This window comes from Pseudophaeobacter sp. EL27 (assembly GCF_900313025.1).
GTDB lineage: Bacteria > Pseudomonadota > Alphaproteobacteria > Rhodobacterales > Rhodobacteraceae > Pseudophaeobacter.
The window spans coordinates 309,725-335,208 of record NZ_OMPQ01000011.1; the positions used below are offsets into that span (position 1 = coordinate 309,725).

At 58.0% G+C, this 25,484-nt stretch carries 22 protein-coding genes and 1 tRNA gene; 13 read left to right on the forward strand and 10 right to left on the reverse strand.

Annotated features, from left to right (window positions below; all coding sequences use genetic code 11):
• Positions 1–43 precede the first annotated feature (43 nt).
• The 8 genes from cysQ to ED661_RS13930 all read left to right on the forward strand — a co-directional run bounded on the left by cysQ (position 44) and on the right by ED661_RS13930 (position 9,265).
• Positions 44–841: a 3'(2'),5'-bisphosphate nucleotidase CysQ gene (gene cysQ, locus ED661_RS13895; protein ID WP_122074512.1), complete on the forward strand. Its 798-nt coding sequence runs from the start codon at positions 44–46 to the stop codon at positions 839–841.
• On the forward strand, positions 841–1,641 hold the full coding sequence (locus ED661_RS13900) for a 3-deoxy-manno-octulosonate cytidylyltransferase (protein ID WP_122074513.1): 801 nt from the start codon (positions 841–843) through the stop codon (positions 1,639–1,641). The genes cysQ and ED661_RS13900 overlap by 1 nt, the downstream gene beginning before the upstream one ends.
• Positions 1,642–1,876: 235 nt before the next feature.
• The gene (locus ED661_RS13905; protein WP_122074514.1) at positions 1,877–2,779 is read left to right on the forward strand and encodes a UTP--glucose-1-phosphate uridylyltransferase; all 903 of its coding nucleotides are present in this window, start codon (positions 1,877–1,879) and stop codon (positions 2,777–2,779) included.
• A 71-nt stretch (positions 2,780–2,850) separates the two neighbouring features.
• On the forward strand, positions 2,851–3,834 hold the full coding sequence (gene galE, locus ED661_RS13910; RefSeq protein ID WP_122074515.1) for a UDP-glucose 4-epimerase GalE: 984 nt from the start codon (positions 2,851–2,853) through the stop codon (positions 3,832–3,834).
• Position 3,835: 1 nt separating this feature from the next.
• Positions 3,836–4,879, forward strand: coding sequence for a glycosyltransferase family 2 protein (locus ED661_RS13915; RefSeq protein ID WP_254054840.1), 1,044 nt, complete (start codon positions 3,836–3,838; stop codon positions 4,877–4,879).
• A 265-nt stretch (positions 4,880–5,144) separates the two neighbouring features.
• On the forward strand, positions 5,145–6,131 hold the full coding sequence (locus ED661_RS13920) for a glycosyltransferase family 2 protein (RefSeq protein ID WP_122074517.1): 987 nt from the start codon (positions 5,145–5,147) through the stop codon (positions 6,129–6,131).
• Positions 6,128–7,831, forward strand: coding sequence for a beta-1,6-N-acetylglucosaminyltransferase (locus ED661_RS13925; protein WP_122074518.1), 1,704 nt, complete (start codon positions 6,128–6,130; stop codon positions 7,829–7,831). The genes ED661_RS13920 and ED661_RS13925 overlap by 4 nt, the downstream gene beginning before the upstream one ends.
• 3 nt (positions 7,832–7,834) lie before the next feature.
• Positions 7,835–9,265 carry a sulfotransferase family 2 domain-containing protein gene (locus tag ED661_RS13930; RefSeq protein WP_122074519.1) on the forward strand — a complete coding sequence of 477 codons (1,431 nt, stop codon included), beginning with the start codon at positions 7,835–7,837 and terminating at the stop codon, positions 9,263–9,265.
• Between the two features lie 428 nt (positions 9,266–9,693).
• Here ED661_RS13930 and ED661_RS13935 read toward each other — a convergent pair whose 3' ends face one another.
• From ED661_RS13935 to ED661_RS13975, 9 genes are all read right to left on the reverse strand, one after another.
• Positions 9,694–10,158 carry a PTS sugar transporter subunit IIA gene (locus ED661_RS13935; protein ID WP_122074520.1) on the reverse strand — a complete coding sequence of 155 codons (465 nt, stop codon included), beginning with the start codon at positions 10,156–10,158 and terminating at the stop codon, positions 9,694–9,696.
• A gap of 46 nt (positions 10,159–10,204) precedes the next feature.
• Complete coding sequence (gene hpf / locus ED661_RS13940; RefSeq protein ID WP_122074521.1) at positions 10,205–10,777, reverse strand: ribosome hibernation-promoting factor, HPF/YfiA family; 573 nt, start codon at positions 10,775–10,777, stop codon at positions 10,205–10,207.
• 320 nt (positions 10,778–11,097) lie between these two features.
• On the reverse strand, positions 11,098–11,859 hold the full coding sequence (lptB, locus tag ED661_RS13945; RefSeq protein ID WP_122074522.1) for an LPS export ABC transporter ATP-binding protein: 762 nt from the start codon (positions 11,857–11,859) through the stop codon (positions 11,098–11,100).
• Positions 11,859–12,371 carry an LptA/OstA family protein gene (locus ED661_RS13950; protein ID WP_122074523.1) on the reverse strand — a complete coding sequence of 171 codons (513 nt, stop codon included), beginning with the start codon at positions 12,369–12,371 and terminating at the stop codon, positions 11,859–11,861. The genes lptB and ED661_RS13950 overlap by 1 nt, the downstream gene beginning before the upstream one ends.
• A 3-nt stretch (positions 12,372–12,374) precedes the next feature.
• Positions 12,375–12,971: an LPS export ABC transporter periplasmic protein LptC gene (gene lptC, locus ED661_RS13955; RefSeq protein ID WP_122074524.1), complete on the reverse strand. Its 597-nt coding sequence runs from the start codon at positions 12,969–12,971 to the stop codon at positions 12,375–12,377.
• A gap of 18 nt (positions 12,972–12,989) precedes the next feature.
• The gene (locus ED661_RS13960; RefSeq protein WP_122074525.1) at positions 12,990–13,958 is read right to left on the reverse strand and encodes an SIS domain-containing protein; all 969 of its coding nucleotides are present in this window, start codon (positions 13,956–13,958) and stop codon (positions 12,990–12,992) included.
• Positions 13,955–14,569 (reverse strand): ribonuclease D, encoded by a 615-nt coding sequence (locus tag ED661_RS13965; protein ID WP_122074526.1) that lies wholly within the window; start codon positions 14,567–14,569, stop codon positions 13,955–13,957. Before ED661_RS13965 ends, ED661_RS13960 begins: the two co-directional genes overlap by 4 nt.
• A 434-nt stretch (positions 14,570–15,003) precedes the next feature.
• Positions 15,004–15,090, reverse strand: a tRNA-Leu gene (locus ED661_RS13970).
• 122 nt (positions 15,091–15,212) lie between these two features.
• Complete coding sequence (locus tag ED661_RS13975; protein ID WP_122074527.1) at positions 15,213–15,644, reverse strand: globin domain-containing protein; 432 nt, start codon at positions 15,642–15,644, stop codon at positions 15,213–15,215.
• A gap of 245 nt (positions 15,645–15,889) precedes the next feature.
• Between ED661_RS13975 and ED661_RS13980 the strand changes: the two genes are divergently transcribed.
• A complete protein-coding gene (locus ED661_RS13980) occupies positions 15,890–16,879 on the forward strand; it encodes a complex I NDUFA9 subunit family protein (RefSeq protein WP_122074528.1) in 990 nt (329 codons plus the stop codon).
• Between the two features lie 91 nt (positions 16,880–16,970).
• On the opposite strand, the gene ED661_RS13985 is transcribed toward ED661_RS13980, so the two are convergent.
• Positions 16,971–17,777 (reverse strand): undecaprenyl-diphosphate phosphatase, encoded by an 807-nt coding sequence (locus tag ED661_RS13985; RefSeq protein WP_122074529.1) that lies wholly within the window; start codon positions 17,775–17,777, stop codon positions 16,971–16,973.
• Between the two features lie 252 nt (positions 17,778–18,029).
• On the opposite strand from ED661_RS13985, the gene ED661_RS13990 reads away from it, so the two are divergent.
• Genes ED661_RS13990 through gltB form a run of 4 tightly spaced genes read left to right on the forward strand, consistent with a single transcriptional unit; the run spans position 18,030 to position 25,354 of the window.
• Positions 18,030–19,475 (forward strand): NAD(P)-dependent oxidoreductase, encoded by a 1,446-nt coding sequence (locus ED661_RS13990; protein ID WP_122074530.1) that lies wholly within the window; start codon positions 18,030–18,032, stop codon positions 19,473–19,475.
• Between the two features lie 32 nt (positions 19,476–19,507).
• Positions 19,508–19,945, forward strand: a complete 438-nt coding sequence (locus tag ED661_RS13995; protein ID WP_122074531.1) for a GFA family protein — start codon at positions 19,508–19,510, stop codon at positions 19,943–19,945.
• A gap of 27 nt (positions 19,946–19,972) precedes the next feature.
• Positions 19,973–20,809: a hypothetical protein gene (locus ED661_RS14000; RefSeq protein WP_122074532.1), complete on the forward strand. Its 837-nt coding sequence runs from the start codon at positions 19,973–19,975 to the stop codon at positions 20,807–20,809.
• A 12-nt stretch (positions 20,810–20,821) separates the two neighbouring features.
• Positions 20,822–25,354, forward strand: coding sequence for a glutamate synthase large subunit (gltB, locus tag ED661_RS14005; RefSeq protein ID WP_122074533.1), 4,533 nt, complete (start codon positions 20,822–20,824; stop codon positions 25,352–25,354).
• Positions 25,355–25,484 lie beyond the last annotated feature (130 nt).

Here is a 25,484-nt window from a genome sequence, read left to right on the forward strand (position 1 = left end):
GAGGCAAATTTTCAATTAACCCTTTCTGGGTGGGAGCGTCCCTGTGACCTATGAAGAGCTTATTCCGGTAATCCGCCGTCTGGCGATCGAAGCCGGCGCCAAGATCATGGAAATCTACAATTCCGACGAATTTGAGGTGAAGGTGAAGTCTGACGACAGCCCGGTGACGGCTGCGGATGAGGCTGCGGATGCTCTGATCTCGGCCGGTCTGCGCAGCGCCTTTCCTGATCTGATGCTGGTCACCGAAGAGCAATCTGACTCGCATAAGACACGCGGCGATACCTTCCTGATCGTCGACCCGCTGGATGGCACCAAGGAATTCATCCATCGCCGTGGCGATTTTACGGTGAATATCGCGCTGGTCGAAAAGGGCGCGCCAACCCGGGGGGTGGTCTATGCGCCGGCAAAGAACCGCATGTTCTTTACCCTGGCAGATGGCAGCGCTGTAGAAGAAACCGGCGCCTTTGACCCCGCAGTGATTGGTGAGACCAACCCGATCCGTGTTGCGCAAAGCGACAATGCCGCGCTGATGGTTGTGGCCTCCAAATCGCACCGCGACCAGGCGACCGAGGACTACATCAACAAGTACAACGTCAAAGACAGCAAAAGCGCAGGCTCCTCGCTGAAGTTCTGTCTGGTGGCAACCGGCGAGGCCGATATCTATCCCCGCGTTGGCCGCACCATGGAGTGGGACACTGCCGCAGGGCATGCGGTTCTGTCTGGTGCCGGGGGCAAGGTGGTTCGCTTTGACGACCATTCGCCGCTGCTCTATGGCAAGGAAGACTATGCCAACCCTTTCTTTATTGCCACTGCACCTGATGTTGAGTTGAAGGAAGCCTGATGTCCGTTCTGATCGTCATTCCTGCCCGCTATGCCTCCACCCGCTATCCTGGCAAACCCCTGGTAGAGCTCACCGGGGCCAATGGGGACAAGCTCACACTGATTGAACGATCCTGGCGCGCGGCCTGCGCGGTTCAGGGCGTTGATCGCGTGGTTGTGGCAACCGATGACGATCGTATCCAGGCCGCCGCCCGAGGCTTTGGAGCCGAGGTGGTGATGACCTCGCAGAGCTGCGCCAATGGCACCGAACGCTGTGCCGAGGCCCATGCGGCGCTGGGCGGTGGCTATGAGGTGGTGGTGAACCTACAGGGCGACGCGCCGCTGACGCCGCATTGGTTCGTTGAGGATCTGGTGGCAGGGCTGCGCGCCGCTCCTGAAATGGGGCTGGCGACCCCGGTGCTGCAATGTGATGGCGATACACTCAACAGCCTGCTGAAGGATCGTGCAGAGGGGCGCGTTGGCGGCACCACGGCAGTTTTTGGCCAGGATCACAGTGGGCTTTACTTCTCCAAAGAAGTCATTCCTTTTTGCGCGGAACGCTTTGAGGGGGACGGGCTGACACCGGTCTTTCACCACGTTGGGGTCTATGCCTATCGGCCCGATGCGCTGGCCGACTATCCCAGCTGGCCCGTTGGCCCATTGGAGCAACTCGAGGGGTTGGAGCAGCTGCGCTTCCTGGAAAACAACCGCAAGATCCTCTGTGTTGAGGTGGAGGCGCGTGGCCGGGAGTTCTGGGAGCTGAACAATCCCGAAGATGTGGCGCGTATTGAGGCGATGATGGTTAAGATGGGAAAGAACTAGACAAATTTCCCCTAGCCGTTCCTCCCACTTTTTTATGATCTTGGTGACGGAGTTGCGCTAGGTCATGAAACCAGTGTGATGTTTAATTAGAGTATTCCGTGGAGGGGCATCCCCTTGATGCCTTCAGATAGGTCGCACCCAAGCAGGATAGATGGGTGGCTGACACATTGGCTGGTCAGCTGACTGCCTTTGCGCGAGATAAAATGGCCCTTGACGTAGATGAGTGAGAAATCCGATGCGTAAAAAAGTAACAAAAGCGATTTTCCCGGTTGCGGGTCTTGGCACGCGTTTTCTGCCTGCGACCAAATCGGTGCCCAAGGAAATCATGACCCTGGTGGACCGCCCGCTGGTGCAATATGCCATCGATGAGGCCCGCGCTGCCGGCATCAAGGAATTCATCTTTGTCACCTCGCGGGGCAAGGGCGCCCTGGAGGATTACTTTGACCACTCGCCTGTGCTGGAGCAGGAGCTGCGCAAGAAGGGCAAGGATGCGCTGTTGGAGATCCTTAAGGACACCAATATGGACAGCGGCGCCATCGCCTATATCCGCCAGCATCGCGCCCTGGGCCTGGGCCATGCGGTTTGGTGCGCGCGGCGCCTAATCGCCAATGAACCCTTTGCGGTGATCCTGCCCGATGATGTCATCGCCGCCGAGACCCCCTGCCTGCAGCAGATGGTCGAGACCTATGAGGAGATCGGCGGCAATATGGTCGCTACCATGGAAATCGCCCCCGAGCAGACCGCCTCTTACGGGGTGCTGGACCCGGTGCCCGGCGCCGCAACCTCCGGCGCGGTGGTGGCGGCGCGCGGCATGGTGGAAAAGCCTGACCCGGCCAAGGCGCCCTCAAACCTGGCGGTGATTGGCCGCTATATCCTGTCGCCCTCAGTGCTGCGCAATCTCAACCAGATGAAATCGGGGGCCGGTGGAGAGATCCAGCTCACCGATGCCATCGCCGAGGATATCGCGGCCGAGGTGCCGACCCATGGGTTCCGCTTCAAGGGCGAGCGCTATGACTGCGGCTCCAAGGCGGGGTTCCTGCAGGCGACGGTCTCCTTTGCCCTATCGCGCCCCGAGCTGCGCGACGATCTGATGCAGCATCTGCAAAAGGTCACCCAGATCGAAAATACCGCGGAGTAATGCCCGCCATGGCCCTGCCCCAGGGGCGGGGTCACGACTGATCTATATGACCTTTGAAAGGCATTATCGACGTGAAGACTGTTCTTGTGACCGGCGGTGCCGGATATATCGGATCACATGCCTGTAAGGCGCTGAAAGCGGCGGACTACACCCCTGTGACCTTTGATAATCTGGTAACAGGCTGGAAAGATGCAGTAAAATTTGGTCCTTTTGAACAGGGCGATCTGCAGGATCGCGCCCGGCTGGATGAGGTCTTTGCCAAGCATAGGCCCGTTGCGGTGATGCATTTTGCTGCCCTGAGCCAGGTTGGCGAAGCGATGAGCGAACCGGGGCGTTACTGGGCCAATAACACTGGAGGTTCGCTGAACCTGATTGAGGCGGCGGTGGCTGCGGAATGTCTGGACTTTGTATTCTCCTCCACCTGCGCCACCTATGGCGAGCATGACAATGTGGTGCTTGATGAAAACACGCCACAGCTGCCGCTGAACGCCTATGGCGCCTCCAAACGCGCGGTTGAGGATATTCTGAAGGATTTTGGCGCCGCATATGGGCTGCGCTCGGTGATCTTTCGCTATTTCAACGTGGCCGGGGCGGACCCCGAGGCTGAGGTGGGGGAATTCCACCGCCCCGAAACCCATCTGGTGCCGTTGGTGCTGGATGCCATCGACGGCAAACGCGACGCGCTAACGATTTTTGGAACCGATTACGACACCCCGGATGGGACTTGTATCCGCGACTATGTGCATGTCTGTGATCTGGTCGATGCCCATGTGCTGGGGTTGAACTGGCTGGAACAGGGCAAGGGCAGTCAGGTGTTCAACCTGGGCACCGGATCCGGTTTTTCCGTACGAGAGGTCATGGACCGAGGCGCCGCTGTCACGGGTCGGCCCGTGCCCTGCAACACTGGTCCGCGCCGGGCTGGGGATTGCACCAAACTGGTTTCGGGATCGACCCGCGCCATCACTGATCTTGGCTGGTCGCCAAAGCGCTCTGATCTCGACACCATGATCGCTGATGCCTGGAAATGGCATCAGACAGGCCACTACGAGGCGTGAGGTGACGCGCGAGGCCCATACAGCAGCCTGGGGATTGCAGGGTTGGGGCGCAAAGTACCAGATGCGCATACGTCGGCGGCGCCTGTTGTGGCGCTGCTTGCGATCTCGCCACCAGCTAAAGGTCCTGGCTGATCGCAGTGACAGGATTGGGGCCGATGATATTCTCGTGGTGGCCGTCCTGCGCAATGAGAGGGCGCGGTTACCGTATTTTCTGCAATATTATCGGGATCTGGGCGTCTCGCATTTTTTGATTGTGGACAATGACAGTAACGATGGCACGGCCGCTTTGCTGGAAGAGCAGGAGGATGTTTCGGTTTGGCAAACCAAGGCCAGCTATCGTGAAAGCCGTTTTGGCGTCGATTGGGCCGGTTGGCTGTTGATGCGCTATGGTCATGGGCATTGGTGCCTGACCGTAGATGCCGATGAGATCCTGACTTTCCCCCATGCTGATCAGCGTAACCTTAAAGACCTTACGGGGTGGCTGGATCAGCGTGGCGCAAAGGCTTTTGCTGCGGTCATGCTGGATATGTATCCCAAAGGGTCCATTGGCGCCGTGCCCTATGAGGAAGGCACGGATCCATTCGAGTTGCTCAGCTGGTTTGATGGCGAAGGCTATACCTGGGAGTATCAACAGCGATATCGCAATGTTTCGATCCGAGGTGGTGTACGTAAAAGACTGTTTTTTAGAGATAACCCAGAACAGTCACCACATCTTCACAAGATTCCGCTGGTGCGGTGGAATCGCCGATATGCCTATGTAAGCTCCACCCATATTGCTTTGCCGCAGGTGTTGAACCAGGCGTTTGATCACCGGCTTGGGCTGCCAACGGGGGTTTTGTTGCATAGTAAGTTTCTGGCGGAGGTGATCGACAAGTCCGCTGAGGAAAAACAGCGGCAGCAACATTTCACCCATGTCGAGCGTTACACGCAATACTATGACAATCTGATAGCAGCTCCGGATCTTTGGGGCGCAGAATCGGTTCGCTACAAGGGCTGGCAGCAGCTTGAGGCTCTTGGTCTGATGACACAGGGTGACTGGACGTGAGCGTCTCTGTAGCTTGAAACGGGTGATCCAGATCAGGCCATATCGGAACTGGAATATCTGGATCGGAGCTGGGATTGGCTGCGGAAACAATCTGTTTACCTCGTGACTCGCAGTCTTTATTGTCCTGAAAACAGAAACAATATCTCGTGTCGTCTCTTACCATTGAAACGCCATATTAAGCGCTGAAAAGCTATACTAAGCGGGTGCGGTAACAGGTAATGGATATCGTAGGGACAAATTTTTGAAGATCTGGCAGTCATATCGCATGCGGCTACGGCGAAAACGGCACTTGATCCGTGCCGTGCGAAAGTCGAGAGAGCTGCGCACCCTACAGGACAATACCAATCGCATTCGCCCCAGTGATGTTCTGCTGGTGTCAACCATGCGGAATGAGCAGATCCGACTGCCCTATTTTCTCGAATACTACCGCAAACTGGGGGTCAATCACTTCCTCTTTGTCGACAATGGCTCGGTGGATGACACCACCCGGTATTTGAGCGGAATGGCCGATGTCTCGCTGTGGCAGACCCATGCCAGTTATCGGCGCTCCCATTTTGGCATTGACTGGATGAACTACCTCAAGCGCAAATATGCGCATGGGCATTGGGTGTTGGTGGTCGATCCGGATGAGTTCTTTATCTACCCGTTCTGTGATACCCGCCCAATTCAGGCACTAACGGATTGGTTGGATAACTCTGCCATCCGCAGCTTCTCGGCGATGTTGGTTGATACCTATCCCAAGGGTCGTTTGAATGATGCACCCTACCAGGCCGGGCAAAACCCGCTGGAGATCGCCAACTGGTTCGACAGCGGCAATTATTCGATTAGCAAGAACCACCTGTATGGTAATCTCTGGATCCAGGGTGGGCCACGCGCGCGGGTGTTTTTTGCGGATGAGCCCAAAAAGGCCCCAGCCCTAAACAAGATCCCATTGGTGAAATGGGATCGCCGCTATGCCTTTGTCAGCTCGACCCATTCCCTGCTGCCACGCGGGTTGAACCAGGTCTACGAGACCGATGGCGGTGAAAAGGCCAGTGGCGCGCTGCTGCATACCAAATTTCTCGATACCCTGGGTGCCAAAGCCGCAGAGGAGCTGGCGCGTAGCGAGCACTATGCCAATTCACGCGAGTATAAGGCCTATGCCGAAGGTCTGGAACAACAGCCCGAGCTTTGGTGCAAATGGAGCGAGAAATATATCAACTGGCGCCAGCTGGAGATCCTCGGTCTAATGTCCAAGGGTAACTGGGCATGAGCACCGTTGGGATCATCATGCTGGTGCATACGGCGCTGGACCGTGCCGCCGAGGTGGCGCGTCACTGGACTGCGAGCGGCTGTCCTGTGGTGCTGCATGTGGACAAGAATGTTGATGGCGCCACTTTTCGCAATTTCCGCCAAAGCCTGGCGCAGGACCCGCTCATCAAGTTCAGCAAAAGGCATCGCTGCGAATGGGGTACCTGGGGCATCGTTGCCGCCTCGCAATCGGCCTCGATGCTGATGCTGAAAGAATTTCAGGAGGTGCGTCACGTCTACCTGTCCTCTGGGTCCTGCCTGCCGCTACGCCCGGTTGACGAGCTGGTGGATTATCTGGCGGCCCGCCCGCGCACTGATTTCATCGAAAGCGCCACCACGGCGGATGTACCCTGGATCGTTGGGGGCTTGGATTTTGAACGTTTCACCCTGCGTTTTCCCTTCTCCTGGAAAAGGCACCGCTATCTGTTTGACCGCTACGTTGATCTGCAACGCCGTCTGGGCATGCGTCGGCGTATCCCGGCTGGGTTGGTCCCGCATATGGGCAGCCAATGGTGGTGTCTGACTCGGCAAACCCTGTCAGCCATTCTGGAAGACCCCGAACGCCCGACCTATGATAGCTATTTCCAAAAGGTCTGGATTCCGGATGAGAGCTATTACCAGACGTTGGCGCGGCAATATTCCACCAATATTGAAAGCCGTTCGCTGACGCTGTCCAAGTTCGATTTTCAGGGCAAACCGCATATCTTTTATGATGACCATCTACAGCTGCTGCGCCGCTCGGATTGTTTTGTCGCCCGCAAGATCTGGCCACGCGCGGACCGGCTGTATCAGGCCTTTTTGACCGATAGCGCCGGGGCGATGAAAAAGACCGAACCCAACCCCGGCAAAATTGACCGTATTTTTGCCAAGGCGGTGGAGCGGCGCACCCGTGGTCGCCCGGGGCTCTATATGCAGAGCCGTTTTCCGGGGCGCTGGTCTGTCAACAGTGTCACCTCCAACCCCTATTCGGTGTTTCACGGCTTTACCGAGCTGTTTGAAGACTTTGAGAGCTGGCTCACACGGATCACCGGGGCCCGGGTGCATGGGCATCTTTTTGCGCCAGAGCGGGCCGAGCTGTCCGGCGGTGGCGCGATGATCAATGGCGCATTGAGCGATAGCGCCAAGATGCGCGATTATAACGTGCAGAGCTTTTTGACCAATCTGATCTGGAATACCCGTGGTGAGCGGCAGTGTTTTCAGTTTGGGCCAGGTGATAACCAGAAAATCTGCAAGGTTCTGGCTCGCGATCCCAATGCGCAGATCTCGGTGATCAGCGGTGCCTGGGCGGTGCCACTGTTCCGCTCCAACCAGAATTTCACCGAGCTGCGCCGCGCGGCCGCCCGGCTGCAACAGGTTGAAGCCAAATACCTGAACCAGCTGCGCGATCAGGAAACCAAAGCGCGGGTGCGGATCTGGACCATGGCCGAATTCATCGAGGCGCCGATGGAGCCTTTGCAAACCATTCTGGATGAGCTGGGCCCACAGATGCCCCGCCATTTGAGCGAGGCGCCGACGATGGTGAACCTCGACGGCTTTGGGCAGTTCCTGCAAAATCTTAAGAACCAGGGCATGCATCCCTATCTGATGGGGGATTTCCCGGTAGAGCAGGGGCCGGTAAACATGCCAAAACCTCCCAGAAAACCCTATCTGGTGCGAAAATAAATTATGACCTCTTCTTTTGATTACTTCATCGTCTTCGCCGAAATGCGGACGGGCTCCAATTTTCTGGAAACCAATCTCAATGCCTTTGACGGGCTGACCTGCCATGGCGAGGCTTTTAATCCGCATTTCATTGGCTATCCTAATTCGGATAATATCCTGGGGATCACCCAGAGCATGCGCGAGGATAACCCAGCCAGCCTGATCTCGCGGATCAAATCCGAACCGGGTGCACTTGGCGGGTTTCGCTATTTCCATGACCATGACCCGCGGGTTATGGATCTGGCGCTGGAAGATCCGCGCTGCGCCAATGTGGTGCTCACCAGAAATCCGCTGGACAGCTATGTGTCCTGGAAAATTGCCAAGGCGACGGGGCAGTGGAAACTGACCAATGTAAAGCGCCGCAAAGAAGCCTTGGCGCAGTTTGACAGTGCTGAATTCTCGCAGCACGTGGAGGCATTGCAGGACTTTCAGATCACCCTGTTAAACCGGCTGCAGAAATCCGGCCAAACTGCCTTTTATGTGGCCTATGAGGATCTCCAGAACCTGGAAGTGATGAATGGGTTGGCGCGGTGGCTGGGGGTCGAGTCCCAGCTCGAGGCGTTGGATGACAGTTTGAAACGGCAAAACCCGGCGCCGGTTGTATCGAAGGTGGAAAACCCTGGGGTGATGGAAGAGGCCCTGTCCGGGATGGACCGCTTCAATCTGAGCCGCACGCCCAATTTTGAACCTCGCAGGGGGCCGTCGGTGCCGGGCTATGTTGCTGGGGTGGTGACACCATTGCTCTACCTGCCCATCAAAGGGGGGCCAGAGGCGCAGGTGACGGCCTGGATGGCTGGGCTCGACAATGTTTCACCTGATGGACTCATCCAAAAGATGAACCAGAAACAGCTGCGTCAGTGGAAGCGGGGCAATCCAGGGTTTCGCAGCTTTACGGTGCTACGGCATCCGGCTGCGCGGGTGCATTCGGTCTTTTGCCGCAGAATCCTGCAAAAGGGGAATGGCAACTATGGTGCCATTCGCGAGACATTGCGACGGCAGTTCAAACTACCACTCCCCAAAGATGGCCCGGATGAGAGCTACAGCCTGGCAGATCACCGGGAAGCGTTTTCTCAATTCCTGACCTTTTTGCGCGCCAATCTGGCCGGGCAAACTTCGGTGCGGGTGGATGCGGAATGGGCCAGCCAGTCGCAGGCTCTGTCGGGGTTTGCGGAATTGGGTTCACCGGATTTGGTGCTGCGCGAGGAGGAGCTGGCGGAGGATCTGCCTGCCCTGGCACGACGGCTGGGGCGTACTGCCCCCGGTCAGCCAGAGGCGGCCTCCGGGGATCAGCCCTACCGTTTGGAAGAGATTTGGGATGCTGAGCTGGAGAAGCAGGTGTCATCTCTTTACCAGCGTGACTATGTGATGTTTGGCTTTGCTCCCTGGCGAGCCTAGGGCAATCTGCATGGTCCAAAAGCCGAGAGGCCGTGCATGCCAAATTACGGACCCGCGCCGAGGGCAAGGGTGGGGGCTCCCGCCCCCGTTTGGTGTTTGCGCTGCAAAACACCAAAAACGGCCTTGGGCCGAGCGCCGCCCTACGTGCGGCGCTGAACCGTAGGACCGCAAGCGTCATGTGACATGACGGTGCCCCTGATTGGTGTTTCAAAAATGTTGGATGGTTGCCTGAACGGGTTGTCTGGCGAGGCCTTGGTTTTTGGGGGCGCATGAGAACTCCATAGGAGTTTTCATGCCAGGCCCAACGGGAAGGGATCTTTGACAAAAGATTCCCTGACGGGCGGGAGCATTTGGGTCTGGTGGCAAGTGCTCGCGTGGGCTTGGGCCTGCAGAGGTGGCATTCTTGTCCTGCCACCCCGCGAGAGGCTTTAGGCGGCTTGGACCGGCTGCGCTTCGGTCAGGATGGTGAACAGCGTTGCCGGGTCATGGTTGGCACGCAGTTTGGTGCAGAAACTTTGTTCTCGCAATGTCCGCGACACCAGAGCCAGTGCCTTCAGGTGTTCTACACCAGCGTCTTCAGGCGCAAAAAGCGAAAAGGCTATGTCCACCGGCTGGCGGTCAACGGAATCAAAATCGAGGGGTTTCTCCAGGATCAGAAAGACCCCGCGCACCATATCGAGCCCGTCGAGCCGGGCATGGGGCAGGGCAACACCATGCCCAACCCCTGTAGGACCAAGGCTCTCCCGGTCCAGGAGAGCCTCAACAGTTGACTGGGCGGAAAGCCCATAGGAGGTCTGCGCCACCTCGGCAATTTCCTGAAACAGGCGCTTCTTGCTGGATACGGCTCCGATAACCCGGACCGCGCCCGGCTTAAGGATGCTTGAAATCTGCATTGGTCACCTGCTCCGTTCAGATGCCGTGGCGCGGCCTTATCTCAGCCTATACCTGTTGTGGGTCGATCCAACCAATGTTGCCATCTTCCCGGCGGTATACCACGTTCACCCCGTTTTTGCTTTCATTGCGGAACACCAGCACCGGGGCGCCTGCAAGCTCCATCTGCATCACTGCCTCACCAACAGAGAGGGATTGAATCCTGGTCTCCATCTCGGCAACGATGATCGGCTGCAGCGTTTCAGGCTCGGCTTCGGTTTCCGCGTCATCAGAGGCGAGGATATAGGAGCTGGCGCCGAGAATTTCAACCGGTTCGCTGCGATCGCGGTGGTGATCTTTCAATCGACGCTTGTACCGGCGCAGCTGTTTTTCCAGTTTTTCGTTGCAGGCCTCAAAAGCAGAATAGATTTCAGTGGCATGCGCCTTGGCCTGGGCGGTCAGCCCGGTTGAAAGGTGGACAGTGGCTTCGCAAACATATTCATGGGCCGACTTGGAAAAGACGACATTTGCATCCGTCGGGCGTTCTGCATATTTCGAGACGACAGTCCCCAGCTCGGTCTGAACATGGGTCTGCAGGGCTTCGCCAATGTCGATCTGTTTACCGGTGATTTTGTAACGCATGTGATCTCCTTCACAAATTTCCACCCAAAACACCCTCCGGGCCGGGCCCGCAGAGCTGTCGTCAGTTTTGGGTCAGGGGATTAGGCTGAAGACAGGGCTGCAACCCTTCGGGTCTTGTTGCCAAGACCACGCGTCGGACTGCTTCGTACTGCACTTTTGCCATGTCTCAATTCGATGACAATCTGGAGGGAGAGTCAATGGAGTTACGGCAAATTGATGATTAGAAATCGCTTGGCTTGGCAAAAAATGGCTGTAGGAAAACCTGCCTATGTAAGGCAGGTTTTGAATTCAAATTCATAGGCCCAGGGGGTGTTCCGGGGTTAAGAGATGCGGAAGTTATCGCCCAGATAGACACGACGCACGTTCTCGTTTTCAACAACCTCAGCGGGGCTGCCGGACATCAGGACCTGACCGTCGTGCAGGATATAGGCGCGGTCCACAATCTCGAGGGTCTCGCGGACGTTGTGATCGGTGATCAACACGCCAATCCCGCGCTTTTTCAGATCGGCCACCAGATGGCGAATATCGCCAACCGAAATTGGGTCAACACCGGCAAAGGGTTCATCCAGCAACAGATATTTTGGATCAGCAGCCAGGCAACGGGCAATCTCAACCCGGCGGCGCTCACCGCCCGATAGCGCCAGGGCAGGCGCACGGCGCAGATGTTCGATAGAGAAATCCGACAACAGCTCTTCCAGCCTCTCGCGGCGGCGATGACCGTGTTTCACCGCGATATCCAGAACCGCCATGATGTTGTCTTCGACAGAAAGGCCGCGGAAAATCGACATTTCCTGCGGCAGATAGCCGATGCCAAGTCGGGCACGCCGATACATCGGCAGGTTGGTGACAGTCTGGCCATCAATGGTGACAGTGCCGGCCTCTGGAAAGATCAGCCCGGCAATGGCGTAAAAACTGGTGGTCTTGCCGGACCCATTTGGTCCAAGCAGCGCCACCACTTCGCCGCGATCCAGCGAGATCGAGACATCGCGGATCACAACCTTTTTGCGATAGCTTTTGCGCAGCTTTTCGATACGCAGCCCCGAAGAGCCTTCAGTCAGTTTGAGATCGGGTGTTGGGGACATCAGTTATTATCGCTTGAACTGGAGCTTGGGTTCAGGATGGTTTTGACCCGCCCGGCCATGCTGGCTGTCCCGGTGGTGAGGTTGACCACCATCCGCTGCGACGCCAGGGTGCCTGCGCTCTGATTAAGCAGCACATTACCGGTCATGACGATGGTGCCTTCGTCGATGGTATATTCTGCCCGCTGGGCTTCGGCTGCATCCGGGCCGCTGACCAGGATGACGCTTCCAGTGGCCTCCAGCCTTTCGATTGCGCGCTTGCCTTCCGCATCGGTCCGGTAGATCACCAGGACCTTGTCTGCCGAGAGTCGCATCACGCCCTGAACAATCAAGACGCTGCCAGTGAATTCAGCCGAGCCATCTGCCTGATTGACCGACAGCGCGTCGGAAGTGACTTCAACCGGTTGCGAAGGATCGGCTTTGACAGCGCCAAAGGCAACATTCTGTGCGGTTGCAGGCAGGGTAAACCACAGTGTGGAGATCAGGAAAATGAATAGGGCACGCAAATGAGTCACAATCTATCTTTCCAATTTTTGAGGAGAGTACACCAGCTTGACGCTCTGGGTGAAGAGGAGATGCAAGGGCCCCCCCCCAGTTTCTGAAGTGATCTCCATATGTCCGGCGGTCAGGTCGCCCAAATCGCCCGTGGCGCGAATGGCTCCGGGGCTTTCGGCGTGCACCGCACTCAGCTGTGTTTTCAACACCTCTGTTTCAACCACCATACCATCGGTGGTGATGATTTCGACATTGCCAACAAACCGCGCCAAATCCTGATCCGGGTGCACCGTGCCGCGATCCGAAGTCAGGGTGATTTGTCCCCCGGTAATCATACGGAACTCCGCCCTGAGCGTACTTGCAATCACCGGCTGATCGTCACTGGCCCGGGCCACCTCTGCGGTGACCCAGATCTCATCCCCCTGTACAGTTGAGCCGGAGAAAAACGGTGCCGTCATCTGTTGGCCGCGCAGGCGTTCTTCTATTTCGCGGTCCGCAAAGGGAATTACCACCTCGGAGTCAGACCCGGGCGAGATGAGAAACAGGGTCGACAACAGGGCAAGGGCTGCCAGAGGCAGAAACACCTTGAGGTAACTCACCATGCGGGAATACTGATCCATATGCGGGCTGCCCTGCTCTTACCCGAGACCGGCGCGCAGGCAGTCATGAATGTGCAACAGCCCTTCGGCGCGGTGGCCCTTGGCCGGATCCACCACAAAAAGGCAGGTGATCTTGCGCTGGTTCATGATGGCCACCGCCTCTGCCGCGAGTGCATCGGGGGCAATGGTTGTGGGGTTTTTGGTCATGACCGCGGCGGCTTCCTTTTCCAGCAGCCCGTCCATATGGCGCCGCAGATCGCCGTCGGTGATGATCCCCATCAGATTGCCCGCTGTATCCGTCACGCCAGAGACACCAAATCCCTTTTGGCTGATCTCGATCAGGGCTTCAGACATTGGCGTGGCTGCCGCCACAACCGGTAGGGCCTCATCTCCGTGCATCAGGTCGCTGACCTTGCTGAGCTGGGCGCCGAGTTTGCCACCAGGATGGAAGTCACGAAAATTCTCAGGACGGAAATCGCGGTGTTTCATGATGGCGATGGCGAGGGCATCGCCCATGGCCAGTGTCAGGGTGGTGGAGTTGGAGGGGACAATCCCATAGCCGCAGGCCTCGCCCGTGGCGGGGATTTGCAGCTGCACATCGGCCTCAGTCATCAGGGTGCTGTTGGGCTTGCTGGAGAGGCCAATCAGCGGGATCTCAAAGCGGCGGGTAAAGGCCAGCAGATTTGCCAGTTCCGGCGCTTCACCGGAATTGGAGATCGCCACTACCACATCGCCCTTGGAGAGCATGCCGAGGTCGCCATGGCTGGCCTCGGCGGGGTGGACAAAATAGGCCGGCGTGCCGGTGCTGGCCAGGGTGGCGGCAATCTTGCGACCGATATGACCGGATTTGCCGATACCGCTGATGATGATACGCCCGGTGGCGGCCAGAACCAGATTGGCGGCCTCGACAAAGCGTTCATCAAAGCTCTCGGCCAGGGCATCCAGCGCGCGGGCCTCATCTGTGGCCACCTGACGGGCGGTGGCGAGGAGTTTTTCAGAATCAGTCATGAGTGTGCAAAAATATCCGTTTCGGGCCATCCAGCGAGATCCAGTTTGGCACGCATCGGCAAAAAGTCAAAACAGGCCTGGGCCATTTCCATGCGGGCTTCTCGCTCAAGCCGCTTGTTCAGAGCTTCGCGCAGGCGATGCAGGTACAAAACATCCGAGGCCGCATAGTCCAGCTGCGCATCCGTGAGCACCTTGGCCCCCCAGTCGCTCATCTGTTGCTGTTTGGAGATATCGACGCCGATCAATTCCTGGGTCAGGTTTTTCAACCCATGGCGATCCGTATAGGTGCGCACCAATCGGCTGGCGATCTTGGTGCAGTAGACCGGGGCAGTCAGGGCGCCAAAGGCATTATACATGGCGGCAATGTCAAAGCGGCCAAAGTGGAACAGCTTGAGCGTATTGGGATCTTCCAGCATGGCGCAGAGATTGGGGGCTTCGGTCTGCCCCTTGGCCACCTGCACGATATGGGCATTGCCATCGCCATCGGACAATTGAATGACGCAAAGCCGATCGCGGTGCGGGTTCAATCCCATGGTCTCGCAGTCAATTGCCACCACCGGGCCGAGTTTTAGATCATCGGGCAGGTCGTTTTGATACAGATGGTTGGCCAATGCAGAAATCCTTTGCCGGTCGCGGACCCGTGGCGGGTCTCATCCTGGTGACAGTCTGGGTCGTGGTCTGGGTCTGGCGCCATGCGCCGGTGATCTCGAAATAAGGGCAATGCCGACTGAACTCAACTCCTTGGCTGTCGTGAACCTATGGTGCAGATGGCATTTCTGCGCAAGAAACGGGTCCATAGTGGTTCAGCGCAGGTTCGAAGGAGTTTTGCGGGTTTTAGAGGCGCAGTATTTTACGCTTGAGTGCAAATCTAGACCTATGCACTGAAGGGGAGGTTAAAGCCGCCTCGGGTCCGCATCAAAGCCGCCTCGCCCAGCACTGCGTCCTGATTGTGATCGCCGATAGCTACAGGTTTTACGAGTTGTAACGCTGTCATACCCCCCACCGCTGTTGGGGTCAAAAGTGTTCTGAAACTGCGAGGGATAAGTGGTGCCCAGGAGAGGACTCGAACCTCCACATCGTTGCCAATACTAGCACCTGAAGCTAGCGCGTCTACCAATTCCGCCACCTGGGCAGGTGTCGTGTGGGGCGTATAGGCCGCGGCGCCGGGGGCGTCAAACGGAATTTTGACATTTTTGCAAAAACTATGCTGCCTGCCGATTTTACCCATCTGCGCAGAGGCCGGAGGTCGGGTAATCAGCTGCCGCTCTCCGCAGAGGACGAGGACGCAAGGAAGTTCATTCGCTTGGCAACAAAATGCAGGAACTGTGTCCAGGCCGCATTGGTTTCGTCGTCCCATTCCGGCCCAAAGATGGTGGCGAGGCTGCTGGTGAAGCTTTCAATGAAACCTTCAAAGTGGCGGTCTGAGATTTGCATGTTCCGGTGTTTCCGGCCCAGCTCTCTAAGGATGCCGTCCAGTCGCTCGTTGCTTTCCAGGGCTTCGGCAATATGGGTCAGCGAAGCCAGCAGCTTTGCTTCGAGCCGCTCGGTATCTGTTGGAAAGATGGCGCGTACTTCCGGCCGTAGTTCAAAGAAATTTTTATAGAAAACAGGAATGAAAGCCTCGAGGTCCATTCGCTCGCTTTCAAAACTGCGGAGCACCAGGGCTTTGTAGGTGGTGGTGTCCATTGGATTTGATCCTTGCCTGTCAGGTTTGGGTGTCGAAGCTGCCTATTTGAACGCATTTTTTGGGATTTTGCAGAGATTCATTGTTAGTTTTGAATGTGTCGTAAGGCAAATGAAACCTAAGGGCATTTTTCTTAACTTCAAATGCAGATTCTGCACCCATTGTGGCCGATGATCGACGTTTGCGCCTTGTTTGAAAGGCCTAGGGGCGGTAGATCGGAGCCATAGCTATTTGCAGGAGCCAAGAGATGTCCAAGCTGGTCACTATTTATGGCGGGTCTGGTTTTGTCGGCCGCTACATCGCGCGCCGGATGGCAAAAGACGGCTGGCGGGTACGGGTCGCAGTGCGCAGACCCAATGAAGCCATGCATGTCAAACCCTACGGCGCGCCGGGCCAGGTTGAGCCGGTCCTTTGTAATATTCGTGATGATGCCTCGGTGGCTGCGGCGATGCAGGGCGCGGATGCGGTGGTCAACTGCGTTGGGGTGCTCAATGCCCATGGCAAAAACACCTTTGAGGCCGTCCAGGTTGATGGCGCCGCGCGGGTGGCACGGATTGCCCATAAGCAGGATATTGGCCAGATGGTGCATATCTCGGCGCTGGGAGCTGATGCCGAAGGCAGCAGTGACTATGCCCGCACCAAGGCGCTGGGCGAAGAGGCCGTACGCGGCTACTTCCCAAAGGCTGTGATCCTGCGCCCCTCGGTGATTTTTGGCACCGAAGATGAGTTCTTCAATCGGTTTGCCGGCATGGCGAGCCTGTCGCCACTGCTGCCGATTGCCAAGGGCAAGACCCTGTTCCAGCCGGTCTATGTCGATGATGTGGCCCGCGCAGCGGTGAAAGCGGCCAAGGGCGATGTCGCGCCAGGCCTCTATGAGCTTGGTGGCCCTGAAGTGAAGAGCTTTGCTGCGTTGATGCGTCAGATGTGCGATGTGATCATGCGCCGCCGTGTGGTGCTGTCGCTTCCTGGCTTTGCTGTTTGGCCGCTGGCCTTTGGGTTTGACATGCTGCAGGCCATGAGCCTGCAACTGATCGAAAACAAAGTGCTGAGCCGTGACCAGCTCAAAAGCCTCGGCACTGACAATGTGGTGTCTGAGGGCGCCAAGGGCTTTGCCGATCTGGGTATCACGCCAGAGCGGATGGGGCCGATCCTGCCCAGCTACCTGTGGAAGTTCCGCCCCTCGGGTCAGTATGATGAGATGACCGCCTCGGCGCGCAACCTCAAGGGCGACGCCTGATTTTAGATCTGGCAGGGATGCAATTAAGAAAGGGCGCGGAGAAATCCGGCGCCCTTTTGTTTTGTGGCCGCTTTCGAGCGATTTTCTGGGGCTAGGCGCCGTAGGCATAGCCCAGCAGCACCAGGCCCAGAATCACCCGGTAGATCACATAGGGGGTAAAGCTGACCGTGCGCAGCAGGCGCATCATCAGGCTGAGCGCCGCCAGCGCCGAAAGCATCGCCAGAACAGCGGCAATCCCGGCATCACGGATCAGCACCATATTGGCCTCCAGTGCCACTTCGGTGCCCAGCAGGACGCCAGAGGCAATGATGGTGGGGATGGACATCAGCATGGCGATGCGGGCGCCGTCTTCGCGCTTGTACCCCAGCTGACGGGCGCCAGTGATGGTGATGCCAGAGCGCGAGGTGCCAGGGATCAGGGCGATCATTTGCCAGAGGCCCATGATCAAAGCGTCCCGAATGCCCCAATCTCCAGAGGTTTTCTTCTCGCCGCCTTTTTGGTCAGCAATATAGAGCACGATACCAAAGATCAGCATGGTCCAGCCAATCACCGCAGGTGAGCGCAGCGCATCGCTGAGCCCGGAGAAATGCAGAAAGGCGCCAAACAGTACCGTGGGGATGGTGGCAATGATCAACCCCAACGCCAGGCGGGAGCCCTCGGTGTCGTTGCGGCCGCAGGCAAGGCAGGTGAGCCCGGCCAAGCCCATGCGCACGTCGCGCCAGAAAAAGATCACCACGGCTGCCAGGGTGCCCAGGTGAACTGCAACATCAATGACCTGTCCCTGATCCGAATATCCCGTCAATCCGGGCAGGAGAATCAGATGGCCAGACGAGGAGACCGGGAGAAACTCGGTGATTCCCTGGATCAGCGCGACAAGTACAAGCTGCAAAAACGGCATAAAACGAGGTCCTGAAATGGGGTGGCCCTGATGAGTCGGAAGAGGGCTAAAGTGGCCCGCCCCTGTATAAATCTTAGTGTCGGATAAGGAAGGAGGCTTTTTAAGTCCGAAGTGGACCTAAAATTTCTGTACATTCCTGTGATAACCAGTATCAGAGGGAGACACTGGCTAAATTAGGTCAGTATTATTGACTTATAATCACAGTGCTCCAATCCGGGCCTGTCGCAGCCAGCCACAATAGGGAGTTCGCCCATGGCCAAGCAACCGATGCTCAAATTCGTGAAGATTGATCGCGATATGCCGCAAAAGCGTGCCGCTGATACCCGTCGCGAAGACTTTGACGAGATCTATTCGGAGTTTGCTGCGGCCAAGGCAGAAGAGCAGTCCAGCCGGTGCAGCCAATGTGGTGTGCCCTATTGCCAGTCGCACTGCCCGCTGCACAACAATATCCCGGACTGGCTGCGCCTCACTGCCACTGGCCGGTTGGAAGAGGCCTATCAGACCTCTCAGGCCACCAATACCTTCCCCGAGATCTGCGGCCGCATCTGCCCGCAGGACCGCTTGTGTGAAGGCAACTGCGTGATTGAACAGTCCGGCCACGGCACCGTGACCATTGGTGCGGTGGAAAAATACATCACCGATACCGCCTGGGACAAAGGCTGGGTCAAGGCCAATGCCCCAATGCAGGAACGCACCGAAAGCGTTGGCATCATCGGGGCTGGCCCCGGCGGTCTGGCGGCAGCGGATATGCTGCGCAAGGCGGGCATTCAGGTGACAGTTTATGACCGCTATGATCGCGCGGGCGGGTTGCTCACCTATGGCATTCCCGGTTTCAAGCTGGAAAAAGACGTGGTGATGCGTCGCAATCAACTGCTGGCAGATGGCGGCGTCACCTTTGTGATGAACTGCAACATCGGCACAGACATTACCTTTGACGAGATCCGCGCCAAACATGACGCGGTGATCATCGCCACTGGTGTGTACAAATCCCGCGATCTGGAAATGCCCGGCTCGGGTTCCACTGGCATCGTCAAAGCGATTGATTTCCTGACTGCCGCCAACCGCGCCTCGAACTTTGGCGATACCGTGGAAGAGTTTGAAAACGGCACACTGAATGCCGAGGGCAAGAAGGTTGTGGTCATTGGCGGTGGCGACACCGCGATGGATTGTCTGCGGACCTCTATCCGTCAGGGCGCGACATCTGTGAAATGTCTCTACCGTCGTGACCGCGCCAATATGCCCGGCTCGCAACGCGAAACCCAGAACGCCGAAGAAGAGGGCGTGCAGTTTGAATGGCTCACAGCGCCCAAAGGCTTCACCGATGAGAGCGGCAAGGTTGCCGGCGTCATGGTGCAAAAGATGCGTTTGGGTCAGCCCGATGCCACAGGCCGTCAGGCGCCTGAAGTGATTGAGGGCGCGGATTACGTTGAAGAGGCCGATCTGGTGATCAAGGCGCTGGGCTTTGAACCAGAAGAGCTGCCAACCCTCTGGGGTCAGGCCGACCTGCCCGTGACCCGCTGGGGCACCGTCAAGGCGGAGTTCCGCACCGGCGCCACCGATCTGGACGGTGTCTATGCCATTGGGGATATCGTCCGCGGTGCTTCGCTGGTGGTTTGGGCCATCAAGGACGGTCGCGACTGCGCCGAGGCTCTGGTCGAGCGTTTCAACAGTGCTGCTGCATCGGTCGCAGCGGAGTAACCAGGTAAAGCCACCGCAAGGGAGCCAGGACGATGAGTGAACTGCACGGACATTGCATGTGTGGCGCCGTCACAGTCTCGATGACACCGGCGCGTCACTCCCTGGGGGCCTGTCACTGTGACATGTGCCGCCGTTGGACCAGCTCGATGCTGATGACAATTCCGGCCTCTCCTGGCTATGCCGCGCTTGGTCCGGTTAAGACCTATGTGTCTTCTGACTGGGCCGAACGCGCCTTTTGCGCGGAGTGTGGATCAGCTCTTTGGTATCGCATTACGGCGCCCGGAAAAATGCACGGCCAGACCCAGATGGCAGCTGGCCTTTTTGACAATGCAGGCGAGAGCACTCTCGGCCTGGAACTCTATATCGATAAGAAACCCGAGGGCTACGCCTTTGCAGGACCGCAACGGAAGATGACCGAAGCGGATGTAATGGCAGCGTTTCGCCCTGCCGCAGCAGAAGAGGATAGCTAGAGGCCCTGCGCCCATTGCTGACTGAATATGAGAATCGGTATCCGCAAATCACTCCGTCAGGCTATGTTTCGCCTGAAGTCACGCAGCCTCTGCGAGGAGGCTGGGGCTGATATTCGCGCGCTTGCAGGGCGCGAAGACGGTGGGGAAGGCGGTGGGATTGTGGTATTCACCAGCTACAACGCCAATGCGGCAAAACGGGGTCTGCTCGAGTTCGCAGCCAGCGCTTCAAACCAGGGTGCGCGGCACTGTATCTTTGTCACGGACCGGCGTCAGGGCTGGTTTCAGGGGCAGGATTTCTCATCAGCGGTTCTGCGGGCGGTTTCTGACTATGTGTCCCGCCACCGGCTGACACGTTTGATGACAGTGGGTGTCTCCATGGGCGGCTATGGTGCGGTGTCTTATGCGGCAGAGCTGGGTGCCGACAGTGCCCTGGCCTTTGCCCCACAGTATTGCCCACGTCCGGGGACGTTTCCTGCAGATCAGCGTTGGGCAGAGGCCCGGGCGCGGATCCCCGAGTTTTCCCGTCCCTCGCTGAACGAGTCCATGGGATCACAGATACAGTATACGCTGTTGCATGGCCGCTGGAATGCAGAGGACAGCCAGCACTGGCAGGCCTTTGCACAGGGCTCCAAAATTGACCATTTCCTGGCCGACCGTAGCAGCCATGATGTTATCGACCCTCTGCGAGAGGCGGGTGTTTTGTACCCGGTTGTCGATGCTGCATGGGTGAAGGATCGGACCAGAATGCGCAACCTGATGCGCAAAATCAGTGCCCTGCCGCGCGCGGTGGGAGAATGCGCTGAAAACCTCAACAACAATCGGGCTCTAAATGCCCAGCTTACCACAAGCTATGCCACTAATTGATCGGAGAACCTCATGACCAAATTTGATGCTGACTGGGTCCGCGCCGAGGAAACGAAGCGTAAGTGGATGGCCGAAAATGGTCTCTATACCGAGGCAGAAGAGCATTCTTCCTGTGGTGTTGGCCTGGTGGTTGCCGTTGATGGCAAAGCCAGCCGCAGCGTGGTTGCGGCCGGCATTGATGCGCTGAAAGCGATCTGGCACCGTGGTGCCGTTGATGCGGATGGCAAGACCGGCGATGGCGCCGGCATTCACGTGCAGATCCCGGTTCCGTTCTTTTACGATCAGATCAAACGCACCGGTCACGAGCCCCGCGTTGACCAGCTTATGGCGGTTGGTCAGGTCTTTCTGCCGCGCACTGACTTTGGCGCCCAGGAAACCTGCCGGACCATCGTCGAGACCGAAGTGCTGCGCATGGGCTACTACATCTATGGCTGGCGCCATGTGCCCGTCGATGTGACCTGCCTGGGTGAAAAGGCAAATGCCACCCGCCCCGAGATCGAGCAGATCCTGATTTCGAACTCCAAAGGCGTGGATGAGGAAACATTCGAGCGGGAGCTCTATGTGATCCGTCGCCGTATTGAAAAAGCCGCCGCCGCCGCGGGCATTGGTGAGCTCTATCTGGCGTCGCTGTCCTGCCGCTCGATCATCTACAAAGGCATGATGCTGGCCGAACAGGTTGCGGTCTTCTACCCCGATCTGATGGACGAGCGGTTTGAGAGCGCCTTTGCGATCTATCACCAGCGCTATTCCACCAATACCTTCCCGCAGTGGTGGTTGGCGCAGCCTTTCCGCATGTTGGCCCATAACGGGGAAATCAACACCCTGCGCGGCAACGTCAATTGGATGAAGAGCCATGAAATCCGCATGGCTTCTGCTACCTTTGGCGACCATGCCGAAGACATCAAACCCATCATCGCGGGCGGCGCGTCCGATTCAGCGGCGCTGGACGGTGTGTTTGAGGTTCTGGTGCGCGCGGGTCGTTCGGCACCGATGGCGAAAACCATGCTGGTGCCCGAAAGCTGGTCCAAACAGGCGGTTGAACTGCCACAGGCCTGGCGTGACATGTATTCCTACTGCAACTCGGTGATGGAACCCTGGGATGGCCCTGCCGCCCTGGCGATGACCGATGGCCGCTGGGTCTGTGCGGGCCTGGACCGCAACGGGCTGCGCCCGATGCGCTATGTGGTCACCGGCGATGGTCTGGTGATTGCCGGCTCCGAGGCGGGCATGGTGCCGATCAATGAGGCCACCGTGGTCGAAAAAGGCGCGCTTGGCCCCGGCCAGATGCTGGCTGTCGACATGAAAAAGGGCAAGCTGTTCCACGACACCGAGATCAAGAATAAGCTCTCCGCGGCGCTGCCCTTTGGCGATTGGGTCGGCAAGATCAACGATGTGGATGCCACCCTGGCCACCGTGACCGAGGCGCCAATCTTTACCGGTGATGAGCTGCGCCGCCGTCAGGTGGCAGCGGGCTATACCATTGAAGAGCTGGAACAGATCCTGTCGCCAATGGCAGAAGACGGCAAAGAGACCCTGGCCTCGATGGGGGATGACACGCCTTCGGCTGTGCTGTCGAAACAGTACCGTCCACTGTCGCATTTCTTCCGTCAGAACTTTAGCCAGGTGACCAACCCGCCTATCGACAGCCTGCGGGAATTCCGGGTGATGTCGCTGAAGACCCGCTTTGGCAACCTGAAGAACGTGCTGGATGAGGACAGCAGCCAGACCGAGATCGTGGTGTTGGAAAGCCCCTTTGTCGGCAATGCCCAGTGGGACAAGCTGGTCGATCAGTTCAACGCGCCGCTGGCGGAAATCGACTGTTCCTTTGACCCTTCTGAGGGCTCGCTGAGCCTGGCGCTGGAGCGTATCCGTGCGGAGGCCGAAGAGGCTGTGCGCTCAGGTGCTGGTCATCTGGTGCTGACCGATCAGTATTCCGATGCCGCCCGTGTGGCGATGCCGATGATTCTGGCGACCTCGGCTGTGCATTCGCATCTGACCCGCAAAGGGCTGCGTACCTTCTGCTCGCTCAACGTGCGGGCGGCGGAATGCGTTGATCCGCATTACTTTGCCGTGCTCATCGGCTGTGGTGCCACCGTGGTGAACGCCTATCTGGCCGAGGATTCCCTGGCCGACCGTATCGAGCGTGGGCTGCTGGACGGCACCTTGACCGAAAACGTTGCTCGCTACCGTGAAGCCATCGATCAGGGTCTTTTGAAGATCATGGCAAAGATGGGGATCTCGGTGATCTCCTCTTATCGTGGTGGCCTGAATTTTGAGGCCGTTGGTCTCAGCCGCGCCATGTGCGCCGAGTTCTTCCCTGGCATGACCAGCCGGATTTCCGGCATCGGTGTCAGCGGCATCCAGGTCAAGGCCGAGGAAATCCACGCCAAGGGCTGGAAAGGTCCGGAAAACATCCTGCCGATCGGCGGCTTCTACAAGGCGCGCAAATCCGGTGAGACACATGCCTGGGAAGCGACCTCGATGCATATGCTGCAGATGGCCTGCAACCGCGCCTCCTTCGAGATGTGGAAGCAGTACTCTGCCAAGATGCAGTCCAACCCGCCGATCCACCTGCGTGACCTTCTGGACATCAAACCCATGGGCAAGGCGGTTCCGATCGAAGAGGTGGAAAGCATCACCTCGATCCGCAAACGTTTTGTCACCCCAGGCATGTCGCTGGGCGCGCTGAGCCCGGAGGCGCACAAGACCCTGAACGTGGCGATGAACCGCATCGGTGCCAAATCCGACTCCGGTGAAGGCGGCGAAGATCCGGCGCATTTTGTACCAGAGCCAAATGGCGACAACCCATCTGCCAAGATCAAGCAGGTGGCCTCGGGTCGCTTTGGTGTGACGGCTGAATATCTGAACCAGTGCGAAGAGCTGGAAATCAAAGTGGCCCAGGGCGCCAAGCCCGGCGAAGGCGGCCAGCTGCCGGGCATGAAGGTCACCGACCTGATCGCGCGTCTGCGTCATTCCACCAAAGGCGTGACCCTGATTTCGCCGCCGCCGCACCACGATATCTACTCGATCGAGGATCTGGCGCAGCTGATCTATGACCTGAAACAGATCAACCCGCGCTGCAAGGTGACGGTGAAACTGGTGGCCTCCTCGGGTGTGGGCACCATTGCCGCTGGCGTGGCCAAGGCCAAGGCCGATGTCATTCTGGTGTCGGGCCATAACGGTGGCACTGGGGCCTCGCCTGCGACCTCGATCAAATATGCCGGTCTGCCCTGGGAAATGGGCCTCACCGAGGCGCATCAGGTTCTGGCGATGAACAACCTGCGCGAACGTGTCACTCTGCGGACCGATGGCGGTCTGCGTACCGGACGTGACATTGTCATGGCCGCAATGCTGGGCGCTGAGGAATACGGCATCGGCACCGCAGCGCTGATTGCCATGGGCTGCATCATGGTGCGTCAGTGCCAGTCCAACACCTGCCCTGTTGGGGTCTGTACTCAGGACGAAGCGCTGCGCGGTAAATTCACCGGTTCTGCGGATAAGGTTGTCAATCTGATCACTTTCTATGCGCAGGAAGTGCGGGAAATCCTCGCCGCCATTGGCGCACGCAGCCTGGATGAGGTGATTGGCCGTGCGGATCTGCTGGCGCAGGTCTCCCGTGGGTCGGCGCATCTGGATGATCTCGACCTCAACCCACTGCTGATCACCGTCGATGGCGCCGCAGATATCGTCTATAACCGCGACAAGGATCGCAATGCGGTGCCGGATACACTGGACAGCGAAATCGTCCGCGATGCGGCCCGCTTCCTGCAGGATGGTGAAAAGATGCAGCTGTCTTATGCGGTGCAGAACACGCATCGTTCCGTGGGCACCCGCACCTCGAGCCATATCGTGCGCAACTTTGGCATGCGCAATGCCTTTCAGCCCGATCACCTGACGGTGAAACTGCAGGGCTCTGCGGGGCAGTCACTGGGGGCCTTTGCAGCACCTGGTCTGAAGCTGGAAGTCTCTGGCGATGCTAATGACTATGTCGGCAAAGGCCTGTCGGGTGGCACCATTGTGGTACGTCCACCGATGTCTTCGCCGCTGACCGCCAGCGAGAACACCATTGTGGGCAATACCGTTTTGTATGGTGCCACCGATGGCTATCTCTTTGCAGCTGGCCGGGCCGGCGAACGCTTTGGCGTGCGTAACTCGGGGGCAAAGGTCGTGATCGAGGGCTGTGGTGCCTGTGGTTGCGAATATATGACCGGCGGCGTTGCGGTGATCCTGGGGTCTATCGGCGCCAACTTTGGGGCCGGGATGACTGGCGGTATGGCCTATCTTTATGATCCAGAGGGTCAGGCTGAGACCATGATGAACATGGAAGGTCTGGTGACCTGTGCGGTGACCGTGGCACATTGGGAAGACCAGCTGAAAACTCTGATTGCGCAGCACCTGGAAGAGACCGGCAGCCGCAAAGCCGCCGAGATCCTGCAGAACTGGGATCTGGAGAAGGGCAGCTTCTTGCAGGTCTGCCCAACCGAGATGCTCGACAAGCTGGCGCATCCTCTGAGCCTGGAGCAATCGGCGGTTCCTGCTGAGTAAGCTCAGAAGGAGCTCCTGCTGTTAAATTGTCCCGCAAGCTGGTCGCTTGCGGGGCTTTTTTGTTTTGGGCTGCGCGTCTTTCCACCTAAGGACAGATTTTCCAGCTGCAATTCTGGTTGGTTCCGGGGGC

Excerpts from the sequence above, each read along its gene's own strand:
- ED661_RS13995 (WP_122074531.1), top strand. The coding sequence starts at position 19,508 with ATGAGTGAACTGCACGGACATTGCATGTGTGGCGCCGTCACAGTCTCG.
- ED661_RS13975 (WP_122074527.1), bottom strand. The coding sequence starts at position 15,644 with ATGGACACCACCACCTACAAAGCCCTGGTGCTCCGCAGTTTTGAAAGC.
- lptB (WP_122074522.1), bottom strand. The coding sequence starts at position 11,859 with ATGTCCCCAACACCCGATCTCAAACTGACTGAAGGCTCTTCGGGGCTG.
- lptC (WP_122074524.1), bottom strand. The coding sequence starts at position 12,971 with ATGGATCAGTATTCCCGCATGGTGAGTTACCTCAAGGTGTTTCTGCCT.
- gltB (WP_122074533.1), top strand. The coding sequence starts at position 20,822 with ATGACCAAATTTGATGCTGACTGGGTCCGCGCCGAGGAAACGAAGCGT.
- ED661_RS13900 (WP_122074513.1), top strand. The coding sequence starts at position 841 with ATGTCCGTTCTGATCGTCATTCCTGCCCGCTATGCCTCCACCCGCTAT.
- ED661_RS13960 (WP_122074525.1), bottom strand. The coding sequence starts at position 13,958 with ATGACTGATTCTGAAAAACTCCTCGCCACCGCCCGTCAGGTGGCCACA.
- ED661_RS13905 (WP_122074514.1), top strand. The coding sequence starts at position 1,877 with ATGCGTAAAAAAGTAACAAAAGCGATTTTCCCGGTTGCGGGTCTTGGC.
- ED661_RS13985 (WP_122074529.1), bottom strand. The coding sequence starts at position 17,777 with ATGCCGTTTTTGCAGCTTGTACTTGTCGCGCTGATCCAGGGAATCACC.
- hpf (WP_122074521.1), bottom strand. The coding sequence starts at position 10,777 with ATGCGTTACAAAATCACCGGTAAACAGATCGACATTGGCGAAGCCCTG.
- ED661_RS13990 (WP_122074530.1), top strand. The coding sequence starts at position 18,030 with ATGGCCAAGCAACCGATGCTCAAATTCGTGAAGATTGATCGCGATATG.
- ED661_RS13980 (WP_122074528.1), top strand. The coding sequence starts at position 15,890 with ATGTCCAAGCTGGTCACTATTTATGGCGGGTCTGGTTTTGTCGGCCGC.
- ED661_RS14000 (WP_122074532.1), top strand. The coding sequence starts at position 19,973 with ATGAGAATCGGTATCCGCAAATCACTCCGTCAGGCTATGTTTCGCCTG.
- ED661_RS13930 (WP_122074519.1), top strand. The coding sequence starts at position 7,835 with ATGACCTCTTCTTTTGATTACTTCATCGTCTTCGCCGAAATGCGGACG.
- ED661_RS13920 (WP_122074517.1), top strand. The coding sequence starts at position 5,145 with ATGCGGCTACGGCGAAAACGGCACTTGATCCGTGCCGTGCGAAAGTCG.
- ED661_RS13925 (WP_122074518.1), top strand. The coding sequence starts at position 6,128 with ATGAGCACCGTTGGGATCATCATGCTGGTGCATACGGCGCTGGACCGT.
- ED661_RS13935 (WP_122074520.1), bottom strand. The coding sequence starts at position 10,158 with ATGCAGATTTCAAGCATCCTTAAGCCGGGCGCGGTCCGGGTTATCGGA.